Source organism: Celeribacter neptunius (genome assembly GCF_900113955.1).
In the GTDB taxonomy this organism is placed as follows: domain Bacteria; phylum Pseudomonadota; class Alphaproteobacteria; order Rhodobacterales; family Rhodobacteraceae; genus Celeribacter; species Celeribacter neptunius.
The window spans coordinates 40305-60154 of the sequence record NZ_FORH01000006.1 but is presented as its reverse complement, the minus strand read 5'-3'; the positions used below and the strand labels follow the sequence as shown (position 1 = coordinate 60154).

At 63.1% G+C, this 19850-nt stretch carries 14 protein-coding genes; 6 read left to right on the top strand and 8 right to left on the bottom strand.

Annotated elements, in window-relative coordinates:
* Nucleotides 1-46: 46 nt before the first annotated feature.
* The 3 genes from BM151_RS14750 to BM151_RS14740 all read right to left on the bottom strand — a co-directional run bounded on the left by BM151_RS14750 (nt 47) and on the right by BM151_RS14740 (nt 3874).
* Nucleotides 47-1237: an ABC transporter substrate-binding protein gene (locus BM151_RS14750; protein ID WP_177213168.1), complete on the bottom strand. Its 1191-nt coding sequence runs from the start codon at nt 1235-1237 to the stop codon at nt 47-49.
* A gap of 77 nt (nt 1238-1314) precedes the next feature.
* Complete coding sequence (locus BM151_RS14745; protein ID WP_177213167.1) at nt 1315-2535, bottom strand: M24 family metallopeptidase; 1221 nt, start codon at nt 2533-2535, stop codon at nt 1315-1317.
* A gap of 13 nt (nt 2536-2548) precedes the next feature.
* On the bottom strand, nt 2549-3874 hold the full coding sequence (locus BM151_RS14740) for an amidase (protein WP_177213166.1): 1326 nt from the start codon (nt 3872-3874) through the stop codon (nt 2549-2551).
* 201 nt (nt 3875-4075) lie between these two features.
* On the opposite strand from BM151_RS14740, the gene BM151_RS14735 reads away from it, so the two are divergent.
* A complete protein-coding gene (locus tag BM151_RS14735) occupies nt 4076-5116 on the top strand; it encodes a helix-turn-helix transcriptional regulator (protein ID WP_177213165.1) in 1041 nt (346 codons plus the stop codon).
* 746 nt (nt 5117-5862) lie between these two features.
* Here the strand turns inward: BM151_RS14735 and BM151_RS14725 are convergent.
* Both BM151_RS14725 and BM151_RS14720 read right to left on the bottom strand, forming a co-directional pair.
* On the bottom strand, nt 5863-7233 hold the full coding sequence (locus BM151_RS14725; RefSeq protein WP_090061507.1) for an aspartate aminotransferase family protein: 1371 nt from the start codon (nt 7231-7233) through the stop codon (nt 5863-5865).
* A 56-nt stretch (nt 7234-7289) separates the two neighbouring features.
* Entirely contained in the window at nt 7290-8765 is a 1476-nt protein-coding gene (locus BM151_RS14720) for an NAD-dependent succinate-semialdehyde dehydrogenase (protein ID WP_090061506.1), read from the bottom strand.
* A 284-nt stretch (nt 8766-9049) separates the two neighbouring features.
* Here BM151_RS14720 and mprF point away from each other — a divergent pair, with 284 nt between their 5' ends.
* Entirely contained in the window at nt 9050-11683 is a 2634-nt protein-coding gene (gene mprF, locus BM151_RS14715) for a bifunctional lysylphosphatidylglycerol flippase/synthetase MprF (protein ID WP_090061505.1), read from the top strand.
* A 94-nt stretch (nt 11684-11777) separates the two neighbouring features.
* On the top strand, nt 11778-12488 hold the full coding sequence (locus BM151_RS14710) for a hypothetical protein (RefSeq protein ID WP_090061504.1): 711 nt from the start codon (nt 11778-11780) through the stop codon (nt 12486-12488).
* Between the two features lie 12 nt (nt 12489-12500).
* Here the strand turns inward: BM151_RS14710 and BM151_RS14705 are convergent, their stop codons facing one another.
* Together BM151_RS14705 and BM151_RS14700 are read right to left on the bottom strand one after the other, a co-directional pair.
* Entirely contained in the window at nt 12501-13844 is a 1344-nt protein-coding gene (locus BM151_RS14705) for an ATP-binding protein (RefSeq protein ID WP_090061503.1), read from the bottom strand.
* Nucleotides 13841-14500 carry a response regulator gene (locus tag BM151_RS14700; protein ID WP_090061502.1) on the bottom strand — a complete coding sequence of 220 codons (660 nt, stop codon included), beginning with the start codon at nt 14498-14500 and terminating at the stop codon, nt 13841-13843. Before BM151_RS14700 ends, BM151_RS14705 begins: the two co-directional genes overlap by 4 nt.
* A gap of 177 nt (nt 14501-14677) precedes the next feature.
* Here BM151_RS14700 and BM151_RS14695 point away from each other — a divergent pair, with 177 nt between their 5' ends.
* The 3 genes from BM151_RS14695 to BM151_RS14685 are packed head-to-tail and all read left to right on the top strand — an operon-like array spanning nt 14678 to nt 18262.
* Nucleotides 14678-15148 carry a DUF2271 domain-containing protein gene (locus BM151_RS14695; RefSeq protein WP_090061501.1) on the top strand — a complete coding sequence of 157 codons (471 nt, stop codon included), beginning with the start codon at nt 14678-14680 and terminating at the stop codon, nt 15146-15148.
* Nucleotides 15149-15156: 8 nt separating this feature from the next.
* Entirely contained in the window at nt 15157-17358 is a 2202-nt protein-coding gene (locus BM151_RS14690; RefSeq protein WP_090061500.1) for a PepSY domain-containing protein, read from the top strand.
* On the top strand, nt 17339-18262 hold the full coding sequence (locus BM151_RS14685; protein ID WP_245781226.1) for an FAD:protein FMN transferase: 924 nt from the start codon (nt 17339-17341) through the stop codon (nt 18260-18262). The genes BM151_RS14690 and BM151_RS14685 overlap by 20 nt, the downstream gene beginning before the upstream one ends.
* 44 nt (nt 18263-18306) lie before the next feature.
* Here the strand turns inward: BM151_RS14685 and BM151_RS14680 are convergent, their stop codons facing one another.
* Nucleotides 18307-19848 carry a tripartite tricarboxylate transporter permease gene (locus BM151_RS14680; protein WP_090061722.1) on the bottom strand — a complete coding sequence of 514 codons (1542 nt, stop codon included), beginning with the start codon at nt 19846-19848 and terminating at the stop codon, nt 18307-18309.
* Nucleotides 19849-19850 lie beyond the last annotated feature (2 nt).

Below are 19850 nucleotides of genomic sequence, written 5' to 3'. Positions count from 1 at the left end.
GCGACGCGCCCGCCAACCCCGCACATGCGGGTTGGCGGGCTCAGGTTCAGTCGGCGGAGGTCACCGGGGCAACGACTTCGTCGCCCACGACCACGCGCACCCGCTGGCCATCCTCAATCCGGAACAGCTGTGCCGGCTGCGTCTCGGTGCCCGAGGAGATGTAGTTCCGGTCGTTGAAGACATAGGTGCCCGCGATCCCAGCAAAGCTTTGCGCTTTGATCTCGGAGGCGACGGCGGCAAAGTTGCGGTCATCCCCGACCTCTTCGACCGCCTCCGCCCAGAGGTTCGCCATATCGTAGACGGCTGCGGCCAGGCTGACCGGCGGCTCCACGTCATAGGCGGCGCTCCATTCTTCCGAGAAGGCCTGCCCAACCTCATCGCTATCTTGCGCGTTCAAGGTAAAGGTGAACACACCCTCGGCCTGGCCTTGGGCGATGGCATCATCCACCCCCGGCGTGGCACCGATGTAGCCGATATTCAGCGCCGCCCCCGGCACCGGATCAAGCGCGAGCTGGGACATGAAAGTCGTCGCGACCGAAGGATCGAGCGCCTCGAAATGGATCAGACCGGGGTTGGTTTGGTTGAGTTTTCCGACGACATTGGTCCATTCCACCGTGTCATAGGGCACCTCTTGTTCATAGACGACGGCCCACCCGGCCGCTTCGGCAGCCTCGGCCATCCCTTTGGCGACATTGATGTCCCATTCGTAATCGCCATGCACAAGTGCCAGGGTTTCGGACGGGAAGTCATAGCCGCTCGCGAGCATCTGTTCGAACACGATACGCCCGTAATTCACATCGACATCCGAGGCATTGAAAATCGCACCGCAGTTCATGCGTTCGGCCAGATCGACCACGCTGCTGACCGCATCGTTGTGAATATAGGGAATGCCATAGGGGCAAAACGCCGGAATATCCGGCCCCATGCCGCCATAGCCATTGATCAACACGCTGACCTCATCACGTTCGATCAGATTGGCGGCAGCGGCAGTCAGTTTGTCCGGCGTCAGATCGCCGATGTCGAAGGTGACCACTTCAAGCTGTCTGCCAAGAACACCACCGTTTGCGTTCAAATGTGCAGCGGCCAGATCGACGGCCTCTTTCATGGTCTGACCATCGGCGGCAAAGTAGCCGGTCAACGGGATGGGGGCGCCGATCTTGATCGTGTCCTGCGCCACGGCAATCTGGGTCATGGTGCCGAGTGCGCAGATCGCACCCGCGAAAGTTTTGAGTTTCATGGTCTTTTCCCTGTTGTTTGTTTTGAGCGGACAGACCGGTGTCTTTCCGACCTGTCCCATACGAGCACGCGGATGCTTTAGCCCCAGCGCACACCTTCACAGTGCGACGTCAGGATTTCTGCGCCCTGTTCCGTCACAAGCACGTCTTCTTCGTAATTGGCCGCCCCGACACCGAGTTTGGAGACCAAGGCCTCGACCGCGATGGTCATGTTGGGCTGAAGCACCGTCTGTTCGTCCTCGACGATCCACGGACCGTCGATCCCAAGCCCGATGGCATGACCGAAGCAGGGGAACTGCTGGCTGAAGTTGTTGGTCTCATCCGCCGTGCTTTTGTGGTTGGCAAACCCATTGGCATCGAGCCAGGCCGTGCCGCGACGATAGAGATCGCAGAACCGGGTTTTGCCCGGCTCAATCCCCGCGATGATGTGGTGAATCAAGGCGCGGCTGCCCTCAAGAAGCTCCGTCTGCCCCCCATCGGCTTTGCCCCCTACGACCGTGGAGCGTGCAAAGTCGGTGTAATAGCCGAACACCGGTCCCCAGAGATCGACATGGACAAGATCGCCCGGCTCCAAGGCGCGCTGGACATTCCAATGCGGCACGCCGGAGCTGCCCATATAGTGGATCGCGTTGGGGCCGCTGGCGATGGCGATATCCTGTTGCGTTCCGCCATTGGCCGCCAGAACGGCAAGGCCCGCGCCGACGGCATTGCCTTCGGTGTTGCCCTCGACCAGCGCGGCCATGGTGGCATCCATCCATTTCTTGCCGACACTGGCCGAGTGACGCAGCATGGCAATCTCCGCCGGGCTTTTGATCAGGCGCAGATGTTCGAGAATATGATCGGCCGCCTCAAAACTCACGGAACGCCCCGCCGCCGCCTCAAGTCGCTGATGCGCGCTGACCAGATAGGACATCATGCCGACCATGCCGATCCGACGGTCCAGAAGCCCCATCTCGGCCAAAGCCTTGCCGGTGCCCGCGGCCAGATCGACCGCAAAGCGCACGTCTTTGACCTTGATGCGATCTTCGGGATCATCGAGGTAATCGGCCAACAGGATCGGCTCGCCGTCCACCGGCAGGATCAGCGCCGCATGGCCCCGGCTGCTCCAGGTCTTCCGATCCGGCACGCAGGGAAACAGCGAAACGAAATTCGTCAGGTAGAACAGATCGCCATAGGCTTCGACCGAATTGCCGCTGCGCGACCAGATCACCAGCGCGTCGAGCCCCGCGTCTTTCGCCATCTGTCGGGCGCGGGTCCGCCGGGTTTCGAACTCGGCATCGGGTATCGAGGGAAGTGTCACATCTGTCTCCTTTTCAGAATATGGGCAGGGGAAGCGGGGGGAAAATCTGTTCGAAGGCGCCGGCCAGCGCCAGCGTACGTTCGTCCTCATAGACCGGACCGACGATCTGGATGCCCACCGGCATGGACCCGGACAGCCGCACAGGCATGGAAATCGCGGGATACGCGGCCAGCATGTTGAAGGGATGCGCCATATCGAAGGCGTGGAACTTGCCGTTGGGCAGATCGCCTTCGAAATCCGCGTCCGTTTTGTCGGCAGAGGGCGCCGTGCGCGCCAGCGTCGGAGAGAGAAAGACATCGCAGGTCGCGAAGATACGGCGCATATCCGTCGCCATGGCTTTTCTCAGACGCCCGACCTCGGCCAGATCCCGCGCGGAGACGCGGCGGCCCTGCTTCAGGCAGTGCTGAAGAGAGGTGCCCATGCGGGAGATGTCTTCGAACTCTTCGGCCATCGCGGCGAGGAGCGCATTCCAATGCGTGGCCCAGAGATCATAGACCTCACGGCGCCACGGCAGTCTTGCTTCTACCACCTCTGCCCCCTGCGCCCGCAACCGGGTCAGAACCTCGTGGAATGCCTCGGCAACTTCCTGGGAGACATCGCAATAGCCGAGATCGACCGAGGCGGCGATCCGCAGCCCGTGCAAAGCGGCCGGCGCGGTCTCAGGCGTGAGAAAGGGCCGTTTCTGGCTCAGAAGATCAACGGGATCATGCCCCGCGGTCACCGACAGGAAGGTCACGGCATCTTGCACGGAGGCCGCAATCGGCCCGAAATGCGAAATCGTATCGCAAGGCGTCGGAAGAATATCCATGGGAATGCGCCCAAGGCTGGGTTTCATCCCCACCACGCCACAGGCCGCCGCCGGAATACGGACGGAACCGCCCATGTCGGAGCCTTCGGCCAGCGGTACCACGCCAGCGGCCACGGCAACGGCACTGCCGCCCGACGAGCCGCCGGAGGTGCGGTCTTGTTCCCACGGGTTTCGCGTGATGCCGTAGCGCTCGGTTGCAGTGAAGCTTGAAAACGCCAGCTCGGCAGTCGTGGTCTGCCCCAGAATGATCGCGCCGGCGCGTTTGAGGCGGGAGACGATCACCGCTTCGCCGGGATCGACACATTTGGCGCGCGCCCATGTGCCGTAGCTCGGCGGATGTCCTGCGATTGGTGTCATGTCCTTGATGCAGACCGGAATGCCGTCGAGCGGTCGCATCGGTTTACCCAGCGCCAGAGTGCGGTCCGCCTCTCTGGCGCGCTCCAGAGCCTCTTTCGCAAAGAGGCGCGTAAAGGCGTTACAGTGCTTTTGGACATCTTCTGCGCGGGCCAGTGCCTCCGTTACAATGTCCACAACCGCGCGCTCTCCTTGCAGGAGGCTGTGCTGGAGGGTGTGAACGGTCTGGCGCGTCATGCGGTCCTCGGAGCGATGGTGAAGGGTGTGTTTCGATGCCATCGAGCTAACCCGAGGACGGCATCCAAGGGTATGGTGACAACCGTCACCATCGTGCCACGAGAGGGATCAGAGCTATGCAGGAAAGAGAGTAAGACGACCATGCATGAGGATGACGAGACGGGCATGAAGGACAAGCTAGCGATTGATTTCCTCGTGGCGCTCGGCCCCGTGATCGGATGCAGTGGGCAGGATACGTTTTATCCATCCCTCGCCCGTGAACTCGCGAATTTCTTTAATACCAACAGGTATTTGGTGATCCGCTACGCGATGCACGCAAAGCCGGAATTCCTGTCGAACCATGCCATGCAGGACACCGCCGTGTCGCAATATCTGGACCAGTATTACCGGATCGACCCTTTGCTTCGGCAGGTCCGCGAAGGCGGCGTGAAACCGGTTCTGACCTTTGACGAGCTGCGCCAGAGAAGTGCCGATACGTTCTTTTACGACGCGATGTTTCGCACGGCGCAGATTCGCGATGAGCTGATTTTCATGCTGCCGATCGTCAACGAGGTCTATGTCGCGATCTGCATCGACCGGTCCAGCACGACGTTTTCGGAACAGGACATTTTCCGCGCCAAACTCATCTTTGACACCATCAACATGGTGCATCAGCAGCACATCCGCCTCAGCTTCGTCAATTATGGCACCACGGATTTGAAAAACTCAGACATCGCGATGTTGGTGAAAGACCGAAAAGATCGGGAAATTTTCAGAAATACATCCTGGGGCGCGACCATAACGGCCGCGATGCAACGGGACATCGACACGCTTGTGGCCGCCACGCCAAGCGGCGAGGCCAATCTCGGGCCCGACTGTATTCTGAAATGGTCGGAGCTGTCTGACACGAACCCTGTCGCGCCCGCGGGGCAGGTTCTGACGGTTGAACAAAAAGCACTGGGCTATGCCACTCTCGAAGCCTCCGATTTGGTCGACCAGCTCCAAGAGAAATACCAACTGACCTCACGCGAGAGACAAATCGTCTCCATGATGGTCCAGGGCGAACCCAATTCACGCATCGCCGAAGCGCTTGAAATCAGCACCGGCACCGTCCGCAATCACAAGCACCGCCTGTATTACAAACTTGATATCACGACCGAACGCGAACTGTTTATTGCGCTTTTGGAGCTGGCGCAAATTTAGGCGAGCATGTCCGTCGTCAGAGTATTTCGGAGATCGGAGGCGCTTGCCATCTCTACCAAAACAGCACGCACTGATCTTCGGAAGCGCTGTGAAGATTCCAACAAGATTCCGCGTCAGGGATGCCGCCCCCAAACTGAATAGCGAGGACACGCAGGTTCGCGACCTTTGGTATGTCCCCCAGAACCCGAGTTTGCATTGGAAAGTTTAGCTTCTTCCACGTCCATCTCTGCGAATAGGTAGCATGAGAGTTCATTGAATTCTGCGCTATGGATCAAGGTCGACTTTTGGGAAGCTGCACTGCGTCGTAAGTGAACTCATCTGGCTTTCAAGGAGCATCAGAGAGGCTTGCCCTCGAAATATCAGAAGCGCGTTTTCTTATTCCAGCCACAACAGGGGATGAGTCCAAATATTGCCCAGCCGCGTCTAAAGATCCTTTGGATGGGCTATCGAGGTCTTGGCGCTGGCGGGTGAGGTATAGCTGGGATCCGCGCAGTGACTGGGCTGGGGGCAAAAGCATTCGTCAGTAGAGGCAAACATTTTGCAATAATTGCTATACTAAAAGGGACGATTTCCGGTGTTTTCACACCCACAGAGGCAAAACTATGGGTCACCGCTCAAATCAAAATATTGAGCCATGCTCGATTCCTCTCTGTGTCGCAGAGGATATCGCGGCGGTCTCATCCAATGCCGTTGTTGGCGGCAAGGGACGGCTCGGCTGCTCGCCGAACCGCCCGGATGCATGGTGTTTATCCCAAAACCGACATGACGGCGGTTGCGGTGGCGCCGATCACCTTGTCCGCCTCTTCCTTGGTCAGGCAGAAGGGCGGCGCAAAGCCCAGAATGTCGCCTTGCGGCATGGCGCGACCGATCACGCCCTCGTTCAAAAGCGCCGCGGCGAGCGCATAGCCAACCTTGTCCTCGGGATCGAAGAAAGTGCGGCTGTCGCGATCCTTGACGAACTCGACGGCGCAGAGCATGCCCTCACCACGGATCTCCCCGACATTCACATGTTCACCCAATGCATCCCGCATGCCAGCGCGGAAGTAGGCGCCCACGCTGCTGGCGTTCTCGATCAGGTTCAGCTCATCGAGAAGCTTCAGGTTCGCCACCCCGGCGGCCGCCCCGATCGGATGCGCCGAGTAGGTCCAGCCATGGCCGATCGGACCATTTTCATCCGTGCCCTGCTCCAGCACTTTCCACATCTTGTCCGACACGATGGAGCCCGAGAGCGGCGCATAGGCCGAGGTGAGGCCTTTGGCGATGGTGATCAGATCGGGTTTCATGCCGTAATGCTCAGACCCGAACATCGAGCCCAGGCGCCCGAAGCCGGTGACCACCTCATCGGCCACCAGAAGAATATCGTGCTTGTTCAATACGTTCTGGATCGCCTCCCAATAGCCTGCGGGCGGCGGCACAATGCCGCCGGTGCCCAAAACCGGCTCCCCGATGAAGGCGGCGATGGTGTCGGCGCCCTCGCGTTCGATCAACGCCTCGAGCTTGGCCACGCACTCGGCGACGAAGGCCTCTTCGGACATCTCGAGATCTTCGCGGCGGTAGTAATACGGCGCCTCGGTGTGGATCACCCGGTCCAGCGGCAGGTCGAATTTCTTCTGGAACGCCTCGAGCCCGGTCAGGGACCCGGTCATCAGCCCGGAGCCGTGATAGCCACGCCAGCGCGAGATGATCTTCTTCTTCTCGGGGCGGCCCAAGATGTTGTTATAATACCAGATCAGCTTGATATTGGTCTCGTTGGCATCCGAGCCGGAGAGGCCGAAATAGACTTTCGACATGTGATCGGGCGCGCGGTCGAGCACCATCTTGGCCAGGGTGATCGAGGCCTCGGTGCCGTGCCCGACATAGGCGTGGTAATAAGCCAGTTCGCGGGCCTGATCGGCGATGGCCTCGGCGATCTCCTGACGCCCGTAGCCGACGTTGACACAGTAGAGCCCGGCAAAAGCATCGAGCAATTCGGTGCCGTCGCGGTCGGTGATATGCACCCCATGCGCGGTCTTGATCACCCGGCTCGGCGTCTCGCCACGGGCGTGCTGCGCCAGATGCGTCGAAGGGTGAAAGAAGTTTTCGCGGTCCCATTTCGAGAGCTGGTCGTTCGTCAACATATGCTGTTTTCCTCTGTCGGCATTGTGTCGGACTTTCGTCGGACTTCTGTCGGGCCTCACGCCCAGTCACGGCAGACGTATTTCACGTCCATGAATTCCTGCATCCCCATGCGCGCGCCCTCGCGCCCAAGGCCGGATTGCTTGACCCCGCCAAAGGGGATCGGTGCACCGGTGACCTTGGTGCGGTTCACCGCGACCATGCCGTATTGCAGCGAGCGCGACAGCCGGTAGATCCGGCGCGGGTCCTGGGAATGCACATAGGCGACGAGCCCGTATTCGCTGTCATTGGCGCGGGCCACCACCTCGTCTTCGCTGTCGAAGGGGGTGATCGGCGCGACGGGACCAAAGGTTTCCTCGCGCATGATCTTCGCGGTCTCCGGCACATCGGTGAGCACGGTCGGCTGAAAGAACAGCGGCCCGAGATCGGAGATCTCACCGCCACAAGCGAGCTTTGCCCCCTTGGCCAAAGCGTCCTCGACATGCTCTTTCTGTTTCGCCACGGCGCTCGCGTTCATCAGCGGGCCGATGTCGGGATCATCCATACCGGTGCCGAGGGTCAGAGCCTGTGTCGCGGCGATAAATTTTTCGCAAAATGCCTCGTAGATCGGGCGTTCGACATAGATCCGGTTGGCGCCGAGGCAATCCTGCCCGGAGGTGGCGAACTTGGCCTTGATCACCTCCTCGACCGCCCGGTCGAGATCGGCGCCCTTGAACACGATAACAGGGGCATGGCCGCCCAGCTCGAGCACGAGCTTTTTCACCGTATCGGCGGATTGGCGGTACAGGAGACGCCCGACCTCGGTCGAGCCGGTAAAGGACAGGGCACGCACGCGCGTGTCTTCGGTCCAAGGCCGGACCACGGTGGGCGCATGGCCGGTCACGACATTGAAGACGCCGGCGGGCATCCCGGCGCGCTCGGCCAGCTCGGCCAGAGCCAGCGCAGAATAGGGCGTCTCATGCGAGGGATGCGCCACCACGGCACAGCCCGCCGCCAGAGCCGCCGCCGCCTTGCGCGTCAGCATGGCAGAGGGGAAATTCCACGGCGTGATCAACGCCACCACCCCCATGGGTTCATACCAGAGCTCCATCTCCGCATTGGCCAGATGCGAGGTCACACCTTCGATATTCGGGCGCTTGGCCTCCTCGGCGTAGAAATCCACGAAAGAGGCAGCATAGTCGATTTCGCCGCGGGCCTCCGACAGGGGCTTGCCCTGTTCACAGACCATGATCCGGGCGAGGTCTTCTTTCGCGGCCATGATCAGCGCATACCAGCGGCGCAGCACGGCGGCGCGCTCCTGTGGCAACAGCGCCGCCCAGGCCGAAAAGGCCGCCTGCGCCGCATCCACACAGGCGCTGGCCTGCCCCGCCGACAAGGCCGCCACATCGCCCAGATGGGCGCCGGTGGCCGGGTCGGTCACGGCAAAGCTGTCCCCGGTCTCACCGGAGGTCCATTTGCCATTCACATAGGCAAAGCCACGCAACAGGCGTTTGTCTTCGATATCGGTTCGGGCAGAGATCGCTGTGTCGCGCATGGGGGCCTCCTTTCCCGGCCAGTCTGACGTGGCAGAGCAGACAGGGAGACCAAATCGCCGGCTTCAGGCGACAAAACAGACCGCATTTCGCGCCAGGGCAGTCCGATCGGACTAAACCCCCTCCCCGGAACGGTTTCACGACAGTTTGACTGGCAGGCCGCTTTGAATTCGGTCTCACAGTGAATTTATTTGGAAGATCCTTCGCGGAAAAGGCGCTAGGGAAAGCCCCAGCCTTCCTCCGAAGGTCACCAGGTGGAATGATATGTGGAACGGAGATGGTGCGTATGAGTAAAACCCAGTCCCCCCTTCAACAGGATGCCCCCGTCGACCGGTTTCACCTCGTCGCCAATCATCCGCTGGTCAAACTGGCGGTGCCGCTGATCGTGCTGACGATTGCCGGTTTCGTGTTGCAGAAGTTGGCGCAGGATGTGGACCCCGCGCATGTGTTCGCGCAAATCCGCGCCATGAAGCCGCAGACCCTCGGGCTGGCCGTGCTCGCCACCACAGCGAGCTATCTGGCGATTGCCTTTTATGACGTGATCTCGCTGCACGCGATCGCCCCGGGCGTGGTCAAACCGCGCAACGCCTATGTCATCGGCGGCGCGGGCTATGCGATTTCCAATCTTCTCGGGCTCTCCTATCTCACCGGTTCCGCGGTGCGGCTCCGCGCCTATGTCGCGGCCGGTGTGCCGTTTTCGCGCGCCGCGCTCGCGCTTGCCACCTCGTTCAGCGGCTTCTGGTCCGGGCTGGCGCTTTTGACCGGCAGCCTGATGCTGTTTCACCCGGCGGGATTGTCCGCCGTGATCAATATCCCGCCCAATCTGGAAACCCTGACCGGGGCGGGGGTGCTCCTGGTCCTGGCGGTGATCCTGATCCTGCTCGGTCGCCGGGGACGGCACCTGTCGCTCAGACTGTTCGGCGCCCGGATCGAAGCGGATCTGCCGAATGCCAGAACCGCCAGCCTGCTGATGCTCGCCGGGGCCATCGATCTGCTGTTCGCCTCGCTCACGCTCTGGCTGCTGCTGCCGCCCGACCTGGGCGGCAATTTCGCCTATTTCTTCGTGATCTTCATGGCCGCGATCGGGCTTGGCATTGCCAGCCATTCGCCCGGCGGCCTCGGCGTGTTCGAGGCCACGGTGATCGCCGGGCTCGGCGTCGGGGCGCGTCCGGACCTCTTGGCCGCGCTGGTGCTCTACCGGGTCATCTACACGCTCTATCCGTTCCTCGTCGCCATGCTGGGGCTCACCGTGAGCTGGCTCTGGGCGCGGCTGCGCCATGTCGAAATGCCTCAGGGCCTCTCGCGCACTCTGGTGAGCCCTCTGATCCCGCCGCTCTCGGGCGGCATCGCGCTGATCTCCGGCGTGCTCTTGCTGCTTTCCGGCTCCCTGCCCTCGGAAGGCTCGCGCCTCGAGCTTCTGCGCGATGTGCTGCCGCTGCCGGTGGTGGAATTCTCGCATATGACCGCCAGCGTCACCGGCATGATGCTGATCATCCTCGCCCGTGGCCTCTATCGCCGCCTGACCCGCGCCTGGATCGTGGCGCTGGTGCTGCTGGCGGCGGGGCTCGTCACCTCCGTGGCCCGTGGGCTCGAATGGGAGCAGGCTTTCACCATGGGGCTTGCCGCCGGTGTGCTGATCATCTTCAAAGACGCGTTCTACCGGGTCGAGGGCGGATCGGTCTTCGAGCTGGATCTCAACTGGTTCCTCTCGGGCGTGGCCCTGTTGGTGGCGGTTAGCTGGATCGGCTTCTTCGCCTATAAACATGTCGAATATCGCGATACGCTCTGGTGGCAGTTCTCTTGGCACGGCGATGCCTCGCGCTTCCTGCGCGGCGAGCTGGTAGCGGCGGTGGTTCTGGCGCTCATCGCCATGGCCTCGCTGCTGCGGGCACGGCACAGGCCCGATGGTCCGGTGGACATTCCGCCAAGCGTCAAAGAGATTCTGGCGCGTTCGGAGGATGCCGAGGCGGCCCTCGTGCTGATGGGCGACAAACAGGTGCTGGTGTCCGAGGATGAGCGCGCCTTTCTGTCCTATGCCGACACCGGCCATGCGCTCATCGCGCTTTCGGACCCGGTGGGCGAGGAAAAGGCCGGGCGGGCGCTGATCTGGCAGCTGCGCGAGCGGGCCGATCAGATGGGACGGCTCTGTGCCTTCTACGGCGTCTCGAACCGCTACCTGCCGAGCTTTCTCGACATGGGGCTGTCGATCGTGAAAATCGGCGAGACCGCGCGGATCGATCTCTCGAATTTCACCCTCGACGGGCCGAAGAAAAAGAATTTCCGCTATGCCCAGAGCCGCGGTGCCCGCGACGGCTACCGGGTCGAGATCATAGCGGCGGCGCAGGTGCCCGAGCATATCGACGCGCTGCGGGCGATCTCGGACGCCTGGCTGGCGCAGAAACAGGGCGAGGAAAAGGGCTTTGCCCTGGGCGCCTTTTCCGAGAGCTACGTCGAGAATTTCGACTGTGCCGTGCTGCGCAATCCCGAGGGGGAAATCGTCGCCTTCGCCAATCTGCTCGATGGCGCCGGGCAGGAGATCTGCATCGACCTGATGCGCTACGATCTGCGCTGTCCCGGCTATGGCATGGATATGCTGTTCGTGGGCATGATCCTTTGGGCCAAAGAGCGGGGTTTTACCTGGTTCCGTCTCGGCAATGCGCCGTTCTCCGGCATCGAACAGCATCGTCTCGCCTCGTTCTGGAACCGTCTCGGGGCGCTGATCTACACGCATGGCGAGCGGCTCTATCGGTTCGAAGGGCTGCGCAATTTCAAGGAGAAATGGGACCCGGTCTGGTCGCCGCATTATCTCGCCAGCCCGCGCGGGCTGGGCGTGCCCCGGGTGCTCTACGAGGTCAATGTGCTGATCTCCGGCGGCGTGCGCGGACTGGTCCGGCGCGAGAGCAAATCGCCAAAGTCATGACACGCCAGGGGCCTAGGGATGCCGCGAGAAAAGCGTTTACAGCACGCGGCTCCGATCCTACCACTTAGGCCTGTCGAATATATCGGAGCCCGTCATGACACGTTTTTGGTCCAGCCTCGCCGCCCTCACCCTGTTGAGTTCAACCGCCGCCGCAGGTCCCGTGGCCGATTTCGAAACCACCTATCGCGCCATGTATGGCACCTATCGCGTGGCGCTGTTCAAGACCAATTCCGGGGCCCAGGACGATGCCGGCAAGGCCATCGCCGGGCTGGGCCATCAACTCACGGCACTGGCCGAGACCTATGGCGCGACCCCGCCGCCGCAATATGAGGACGACCCGATGTGGGCCGAGACCATCGACGGCGCGCTGGCGCTGGTCGGCACGGCCGAAACGCAGATTGCCGCGAAAGATCTCACCCATGCGCATGAAACCCTCGAAGGGGTGCGCGATCTGTTCGGCGCGCTGCATGCCCGCAACGGGATCGAGACGTTTTCGGACCGGATGAATGCCTATCACGCCGAGATGGAGCATCTTCTGGCCATGGATCTCGCGACGCTGACGCCCGAGGGGATCGATGCGGTGCTCGAAAAGGCTGCCGTGCTGTCCTATCTCGCCGAGGATGTGCTGAGCCACCCGCCGCTCGAGGCTGCCGGGAATGCCGAATACGACGCCCTGTCGGCGGCCTTCGGGGCCTCGGTCAACACGCTTCTGGCGGCCTGCCGCGCTGGCGATGTGGATCAGATCCGCGCCGCGGCGGGCAAGGTGAAGGCGCCCTATTCCAAGCTGTTCCTGAAATTTGGCTGAACCACGGAGCGCTCAGAAGCGGAACTGTCCCTCGACCCCGGTCTCATGGCCCGAGCGGGGGGACAAGAGCGTGAATGTCGCGTTGCTGCGCTCGGCGATGATGTGAATGATCGACAGGCCGAGCCCGGTGCCATTGCCGGCGCCATCGCCGCGCATGAAGCGTCGACCGAGCCGCTCGAGTGTTTCCGCGGGGATCGCCTCGCCATCGTTGCGCACGCTCAGCAGGCAATCGGCACTGAGCCGGATCTCCACCGGACGGTCGGGGGCGCCATGCGCCCCGTGGGTCAGCGCGTTTTCCACCAGATTGCGCAGCACGATGCCGAAAGCATCCGGGTCGAGATTGCTCATCACCGGCATTTTGGGCAGGTCGAGCGTGAAATGCTCCGCTCCGTGAGCCCGGATGAAATCCTCGAGCACGATCTCGACCACGGGTCTGAGATCGGTGGGCGCATCGAGGCGCAGTCGCGCCCCTTCGGCACGTGCCAGCTGCATCAGCTTTTCGCCATAGCGGCTCAGACGTTTCAGCGAGGCTTCGATTTCGCCGGCGCGGGCCACCGCCGTCGGGTCGCCGCTTTCCGCCCGGAGCCGCTGCGCCTGGGCAATGGCGCCGGCCAGCGGCGTGCGCATCTCATGCGCCGCATTGGCGGCAAAGCTGCGTTCGGCCTCGAACCCGTCGGCGATCCGCTCCAACAGCCGGTTGCCGCTGTCGACCACGGGCAAAAGCTCGCTCGGCATGCCCTCGGAGGGGATCGGTGAAAGATTGGTCGGCCCGCGCGCGCCCATGTCGCGTTCGAGCTGACCGACCGGTCTGAGCACCTTTTTGACCAGAAGGAAGATGCCGAACAGCATCAGCGGGATGACGATCAGAAGCGGCAGCGACAGCGCCGCCATGGCCGCCAGCGCCAGATCGCGCCGCGCCGAGAGCGGGCGCGCCACGGCGATGGTGAAATCGCCGCGCTCGCCCTCGGTCACGTAAAAGCGCCAGGTGCCGTCAGAGGAGAATCCGTCACTCTCGGGAAAGGCGATGTCCCCGGCGCCGCGCGATTGCAACAGCAGACCGGATTTCTCCGAGGTGACGATGAATTCGACATCGTCCTCGTGCCGGCGCATCTGTTCGAGCTCATGCGAGCGCTCGGTGCGGGGCTCATCGTCACGCTCGCGAAACCGCTCATGGATCACGATCGGCAGGATGCGTTCCGCCGTGGCCCGAAGATCGCGGTCGAACACCTTGTTCGCCACGTCGAACAGGAGCCCGGTGGTGACGGCGGCGGCCACGAGCCAGAACACGGTGACCAGCGTGCCGGTGAAAAGCGCGATGCGCAGGCGAAGCGACCGGGGACGGGACAAAAGGCTCATGGCTGGCCCAGCCTGTAGCCAAGACCACGCGCGGTCTCGATCGTGTTGCGGCCGAGTTTCTTTCTGAGGTGGCTGACATGCACCTCGATCGTGTTGGACCCGATGCTGTCGTCGAAACTGTAGAGCGCCTCCTCGATCTGCGCCTTGGTGATGATCTGGTTCGGGCGCTGCACCAGCGCTTCGAACACCGCCCATTCGCGCGAGGTGAGCGCCACCGGCACACCGGCTTTTGTCACATGTTTCGCGGCCAGATCGATGTCGAGATCGCCCAAGGTGATCAGCGGGTTCGGGTTGCCGCTATAGCGCCGCGACACCGAGCCGATGCGGGCGGCCAGCTCGGCCAGATCGAAAGGTTTGACGAGATAGTCATCGGCACCGGCGGTCAGCCCGGCGATCCGGTCGGAGACCTGATCGAGCGCGGTCAGGATGATCACCGGGGTGACGTCGCCCCGGCCGCGCCGTTCCTTCAGAAAAGGAATGCCGCGCCCGTCGGGCAGCATCAGATCGAGCAGCACGAGATCGAAAGGCGAGGCCGCCAAGGCCGCATCGGCATCTCCGAGAAGCGTCACATGATCGACGCTGTGACCATCGGCGCGCAATTGGTCGGCCACGGCCGCCCCCAATGTGGCGTCATCTTCGACGAGCAATATGCGCAAGACGGGGTCCTCCTTGATCCAGCGGGATTACAGTCGCTTCTCGACCTGAAGGCAAGCTTAAGACAGATCGCAACCGGCTTCAGGACAGCTTCAGCTTCGCGCGGGACAAGCAGTCATCTTCAACGGGTCCTTTGTGGCCCATACGAGTGCAAACCCGCAATTTCCGGAGCTTCGAACATGAAACTGATGACCCCGATTCTCGCCGCGACCACCGCGCTGACCGCGCCCGCGATCGCCAATGCCGCCGAGATCACGCTCGACACCCAGTTGCAAAACTATGGCGGAGAGCGCGCCTATCTCGCCTATTACCTCACCGATGCCGATGGCACTTACGTGCGCCACCTCTGGATCGCCTCCGGCAAGTCGCGCTGGTGGCAACATCTGCGCAACTGGTACGCCGCGACCGATGGCGCCGCCTCCGAGATCGCCGGCCTGTCGGGCGCCTCGGTCGGTTCCGGCCGGTCGCTCAAAGTCACCGTCGAGGTCGAGGACGCGCTGATCAATGCCGGCTATCAGATCCATGTCGACACGGCGGTCGAGCATATGGCCGATGTCGCCGATGACGTGGTTGTGCCACTCGATCAGGCCAGCGCCGGACAGACCGTTTCCGGCCGCGGCTTCATCGCCTCTTTCACCTTCGACATGTGAGGTCTCCCATGTTTCGCGCTTTGCACCGTTGGGCCGGTCTCGCGGCCGCCCTCCTCCTGATCATCGTCTCTCTCACCGGCGTGATCCTGTCGTTTTTCCCACTGCTGTCCGCGGACCGTACGGGCGCGCGGCTCGACGCCGGGGCTCTGGTGGCCGCGGTTCAGGAGAATGTGCAGGGCGCGCAACAGATCCGCGTCGATGACAATGGCGTTGTGACCGTCTCGGCCTTTGGCGACACCGGCTTTCAACAGCTGCGGATCGATCCGGCCTCGGGCGATGTCCTCGGCCCGGTGCAAAGCGGCGGGCTCGAGCTGTGGTTCGAGAACCTGCACCGCAACCTGTTCCTGTCGGACACCGGGCAGATGGCGGTTCTGATCGCCTCTGTCGCGATGGTGGCGCTGATGCTTTCGGGCTTTGCCCTGGCGGCCCGGCGTCTCGGCGGCTGGCGCAAGCTTTTCGCTCGCGACCGTGGTGAGGGCGCCGGCGGGCTGCATCTCAAGATCGCCCGTATCGCCGGGCTCGGCCTGATCGTTTCCGCGTTCACCGGGGTCTGGATGGGGCTGGCGACGCTGGGTCTCATTCCCGATCCAAGCCCGATGGCACCTTTCCCGAGCGAAATCAGCACGCAAACGACATCGCCCGCCGATGAGCTGGCGGGGCTGACCGCCATCCCCGGCGACACGCTGCGCAGCGTCAACCTGCCGAGTCAGGGCATGAGCGGTCAAGCCTATGAGGTCGAAACCGATGCCGGCGCCGGCTTTGTCGATCCGGTGACGGGCGAGATGCTGAGCTGGGCGGATCGTTCCGGCTGGTCCAGGGCGATGGATGTGATCCATCTCTTGCACACCGGTCAGGGCGCGTCGCTCTTGGGCCTCCTGCTCGGGCTGATGGCGCTCTCCGTGCCGGTACTCTCGGGCTCCGGGCTTCTGATCTGGCTCGGCGGACGCTCCAGACAGGGCAAGCGCCTGCCCAATACCCCTGCCGAGGCGGCCGATGTGATCCTGCTCGTCGGGTCCGAAGGCGGCACCACCTGGCGTTTTGCCCATGCGTTTGCCCGAAGCCTGTCTGACGTTGGCAAAACCACCCATCTCGCCGAGATGAACGATTTCACCCCGGCGCAGTACAAACGGGCGCAGTCCATCGTGCTGTTCGCCGCCACCTATGGCGACGGTGACGCGCCGGAGAGCGCCCGAGAATTCCTCGAAGCGCTGGCCGATATGGAAACCCCGCCGGCTGCGCCGCTCTCGGTTCTGGGCTTTGGCGACAGCACGTTCCCCGCGTTCTGTGCCTATGCCGATACGGTCACCCGCGCCGCCGAGGCCAAGGGTTGGGCACTGCTGCTCGACACTCATCACGTGGATCGCCAGGCACCGCGCGACTTTGCCAAATGGGGCACGGAGTTTGCCGCGGCCTCGGGGTTCGCTCTGGGCGATGTCTCCACGGCGCTCACCCGGCGTCCGACCCGCTCTCTCACGCTTGTCTCGAAAAAGCTCTATGGCGAAACGGCACAGGCGCCCACGGCGGTGTTGCGCTTTGCCCTGCCGAAACAAACGCTTCTGGGCCGTCTGATGAAACGCGACTTCACCGCTTTCGAAGCCGGCGATCTGCTCAACGTCATTCCCGAGGGGGACGACAGCCCGCGCTCTTATTCGCTGGCCTCCGGCAGCAAGGATGGGTTTGTCGAGATCTGTGTGCGCAAGGCGCCGGGCGGGCTGGCCTCCGGACAGCTCTGTGCGCTCAATCCCGGTGACACGATTGCCGCATATACCACGCCCAATGCGCAATTCCATGCGCCCGAGGGCGATGCGCCGCTGGTGCTGATCGGCGCGGGGGCGGGGATCGGCGCCCTGGCCGGGATGATCCGCGGCAACACCCGCAAACGCGAAACCCATCTGTTCTTCGGCATGCGCAGCCGCGCCGGCGGCATTCCGTTCGAGATCGAATTCGAGGACTGGGCCGACAATGGGCAATTGTCCGATCTCGTGCTGGCGCTGTCGCGCTCCGAGACCCCGCGCTATGTCCAGCATGCGCTGCAGGACGAGGTGGCGAAGCTGCGCGATCTGATCCGGCGAGGCGCCCATGTGATGATCTGCGGCGGGCGCGACATGGGCGACGGTGTGCGCGCGGTTTTCGAGGACATCCTCGCCCCCCTGGGCCTGTCGGTCCGTCATCTCGAAGAGGAGGGACGCTATGCTGTCGACGTCTTTTGAAGGACTGAACCGGATCGATCTCAATGGTCCGACCATGGGCACGCGCTGGCAGGCGCAATTCTGGTTGGCAGAGGGGGCGGAGACCGCCCCGATCGAGCGGGCGATGCAAGCGGCGGTGGACCGGGTCGATGCCCAGATGTCGCTGTGGCGGCGCGAGAGCGATCTCTGTCGGCTCAATGCGGCGCCGGTCGGGGCCTGGGTCGATCTTGGTGACGAGATCACCCGCGTGCTCACGCGCGCTCTGGAGATCGGGCAGCAGAGCGGCGGCGCTTTCGAAATTGCCATGGGGCCCGCCGTGGCGGCCTGGGGCTTTGGTCCCGAGCCGGCCGATCCGGCGCGGGTGCGGGCGCTTCTCCAGGACCGTCGCCCGATGCGGGCGCGCGAGTTGCTGGAACTGGACGTCGCAAACCACCGGGCCCGCAAGCATGGTCCGGCGCGGTTCGACCTGAACGGCATTGCCAAGGGCTTTGGCACCGACCGGCTGATCGAAGTGGCACAGGAGATGGGCCTCACAGCGCGTACAGGGCTCACCGCCGGGATCGACGGCGATCTGCGCTGTCTCGGGACGCGTCCCGATGGCTCGCTCTGGCCGATTGCCATCGAAGAACCGGATTACGAGCGCCGCGCGGCGCATTCACTGATGGAGCTTGGCGACACGGCGATCGCCACCTCGGGCGACTATCGCCATTGGGTCGATGTCGGCAGCACCCGGCTGTCGCATACGATGAACCCCGATCTGAAAGCCCCGGTGACGGGTGCCCCGGCCTCGGTCACGGTGCTCGCCCCCGATTGCATGAGCGCCGATGGCTGGGCCACGGCGCTCATGGTTCTGGGACGCGAAACCGGCAGCGCACTGGCGCGCGCCAACGGCATTCAGGCGATGTTTCTCGAGCGCGCGCCCTGAGGGAAGCGGATGCCCGGAGGTTTAAACCTCCGGGTCCATGCGGCTCAGTCGGCGAGCGAACCTTCTTCGTCGCGCGGATGATGCATTTTCGATTGCACCTTGCGCCCCACGACCAGCGGCAGGATGAAGCCGATGATGGCGACGAGCCAGAGCGCGATCGAGAGCGGGCTGTCGATCAGGGTCGCCCAATTGCCATTGTCGATGGTGATCGCCCGGCGCAGGTTGTTTTCCATCGAATTGCCCAGAAGCGTCCCGAGAATGATCGGCACCAGCGGCACATCGAGCTTGCGCAACACCCAGCCCATCAGGCCGAAACCGATCATCACCAGCAGGTCGAAGGACGAGCCGGAAATGCCGTAGATCCCGACGAAAGAGACCATGGCGACGATGGGCATCAGGATGCGCGGCGGCACCATCAGGACGCGGGTGAACAGGCCCACCATCGGGATATTCATCGCCAGCAGCATGAAGTTGGCGATGAACAGCGCCGCGATCAGGCCCCAGACCACATCCGGGTTCTGCGAGAACAGCAGCGGCCCGGGGGTGATGTTCAGGGACAGCAGCACGGCCAGAAGCACGGCGGTGGTGCCGGAGCCCGGCACACCAAGCGCCAGCATCGGCACCAGCGCGCCGCCGGCGGCGGCATTGTTGCCGGCCTCGGGGGCCGCGACACCACGCGGATCGCCCTTGCCGAATGTCTTGCCGTCGCTGTCGACCATGCGTTTCTCGAACGAATAGGAGATGAAGGAGCCGAGCGAAGCCCCTGCCCCCGGCAGCACCCCGGCGATGAACCCCAGAACGGTCGAGCGCAGCATCGTCGGCGTGGTCTGTTTCAACATCGACAGCGGCGGGGTCAGACGCCCGACGCGGATTTTCTCGGCGCTGCCCTCGGCATCACCATGCCGGTGCTCGAGAAAGATGAAAACCTCGGAAAGCGCAAACAGCCCGACGATGGCGACGAGGAAATCGAGACCGTCATAGAGATGCACCTCGCCAAAGGTGAACCGCGGCACACCGGTCTGGGTGTCGACGCCGATCATCGCGAGGCCAAGGCCCAGCGCGGCGGCAAAGGCGGATTTCGCCTGATTGGTCGAGGAGACCCCGCCCAGCGTCATGAAGGCCAGAGCAAAGAGCGCGAAATATTCCGCCGGGCCGAACAGCAGCGCGATTTTGACGAGCTGCGGCGCCAGAAGGATCAGCCCCCAGGTGGCAAAGAACGCGCCGACAAAAGAGGCGATGCCCGAGAGCGAGAGCGCCTGTCCGGCCATGCCGTTTTTCGCCATCGGATGGCCGTCAAGACAGGTCATCATCGCCGGCTCGTCCCCCGGAATATTCAACAGGATCGAGGAGATCCGCCCGCCATACATGGCGCCGTAATAGACCGAAGTCAGCAGGATCAGAGACGGCGTGGCGCCTAGCCCGAGGGTAAAGGCCAGCGGGATCAGGATCGCCACACCGTTCGAGGGCCCAAGCCCCGGCAGCGCGCCCATGATCGTGCCGAGAAAACAGCCGAGCAGCGCCAGAAGCAGGTTCTGCCAGGTCAGCGCGACGGCGAACCCGTCGGCCAGAGAAATCAAAGTATCCATCA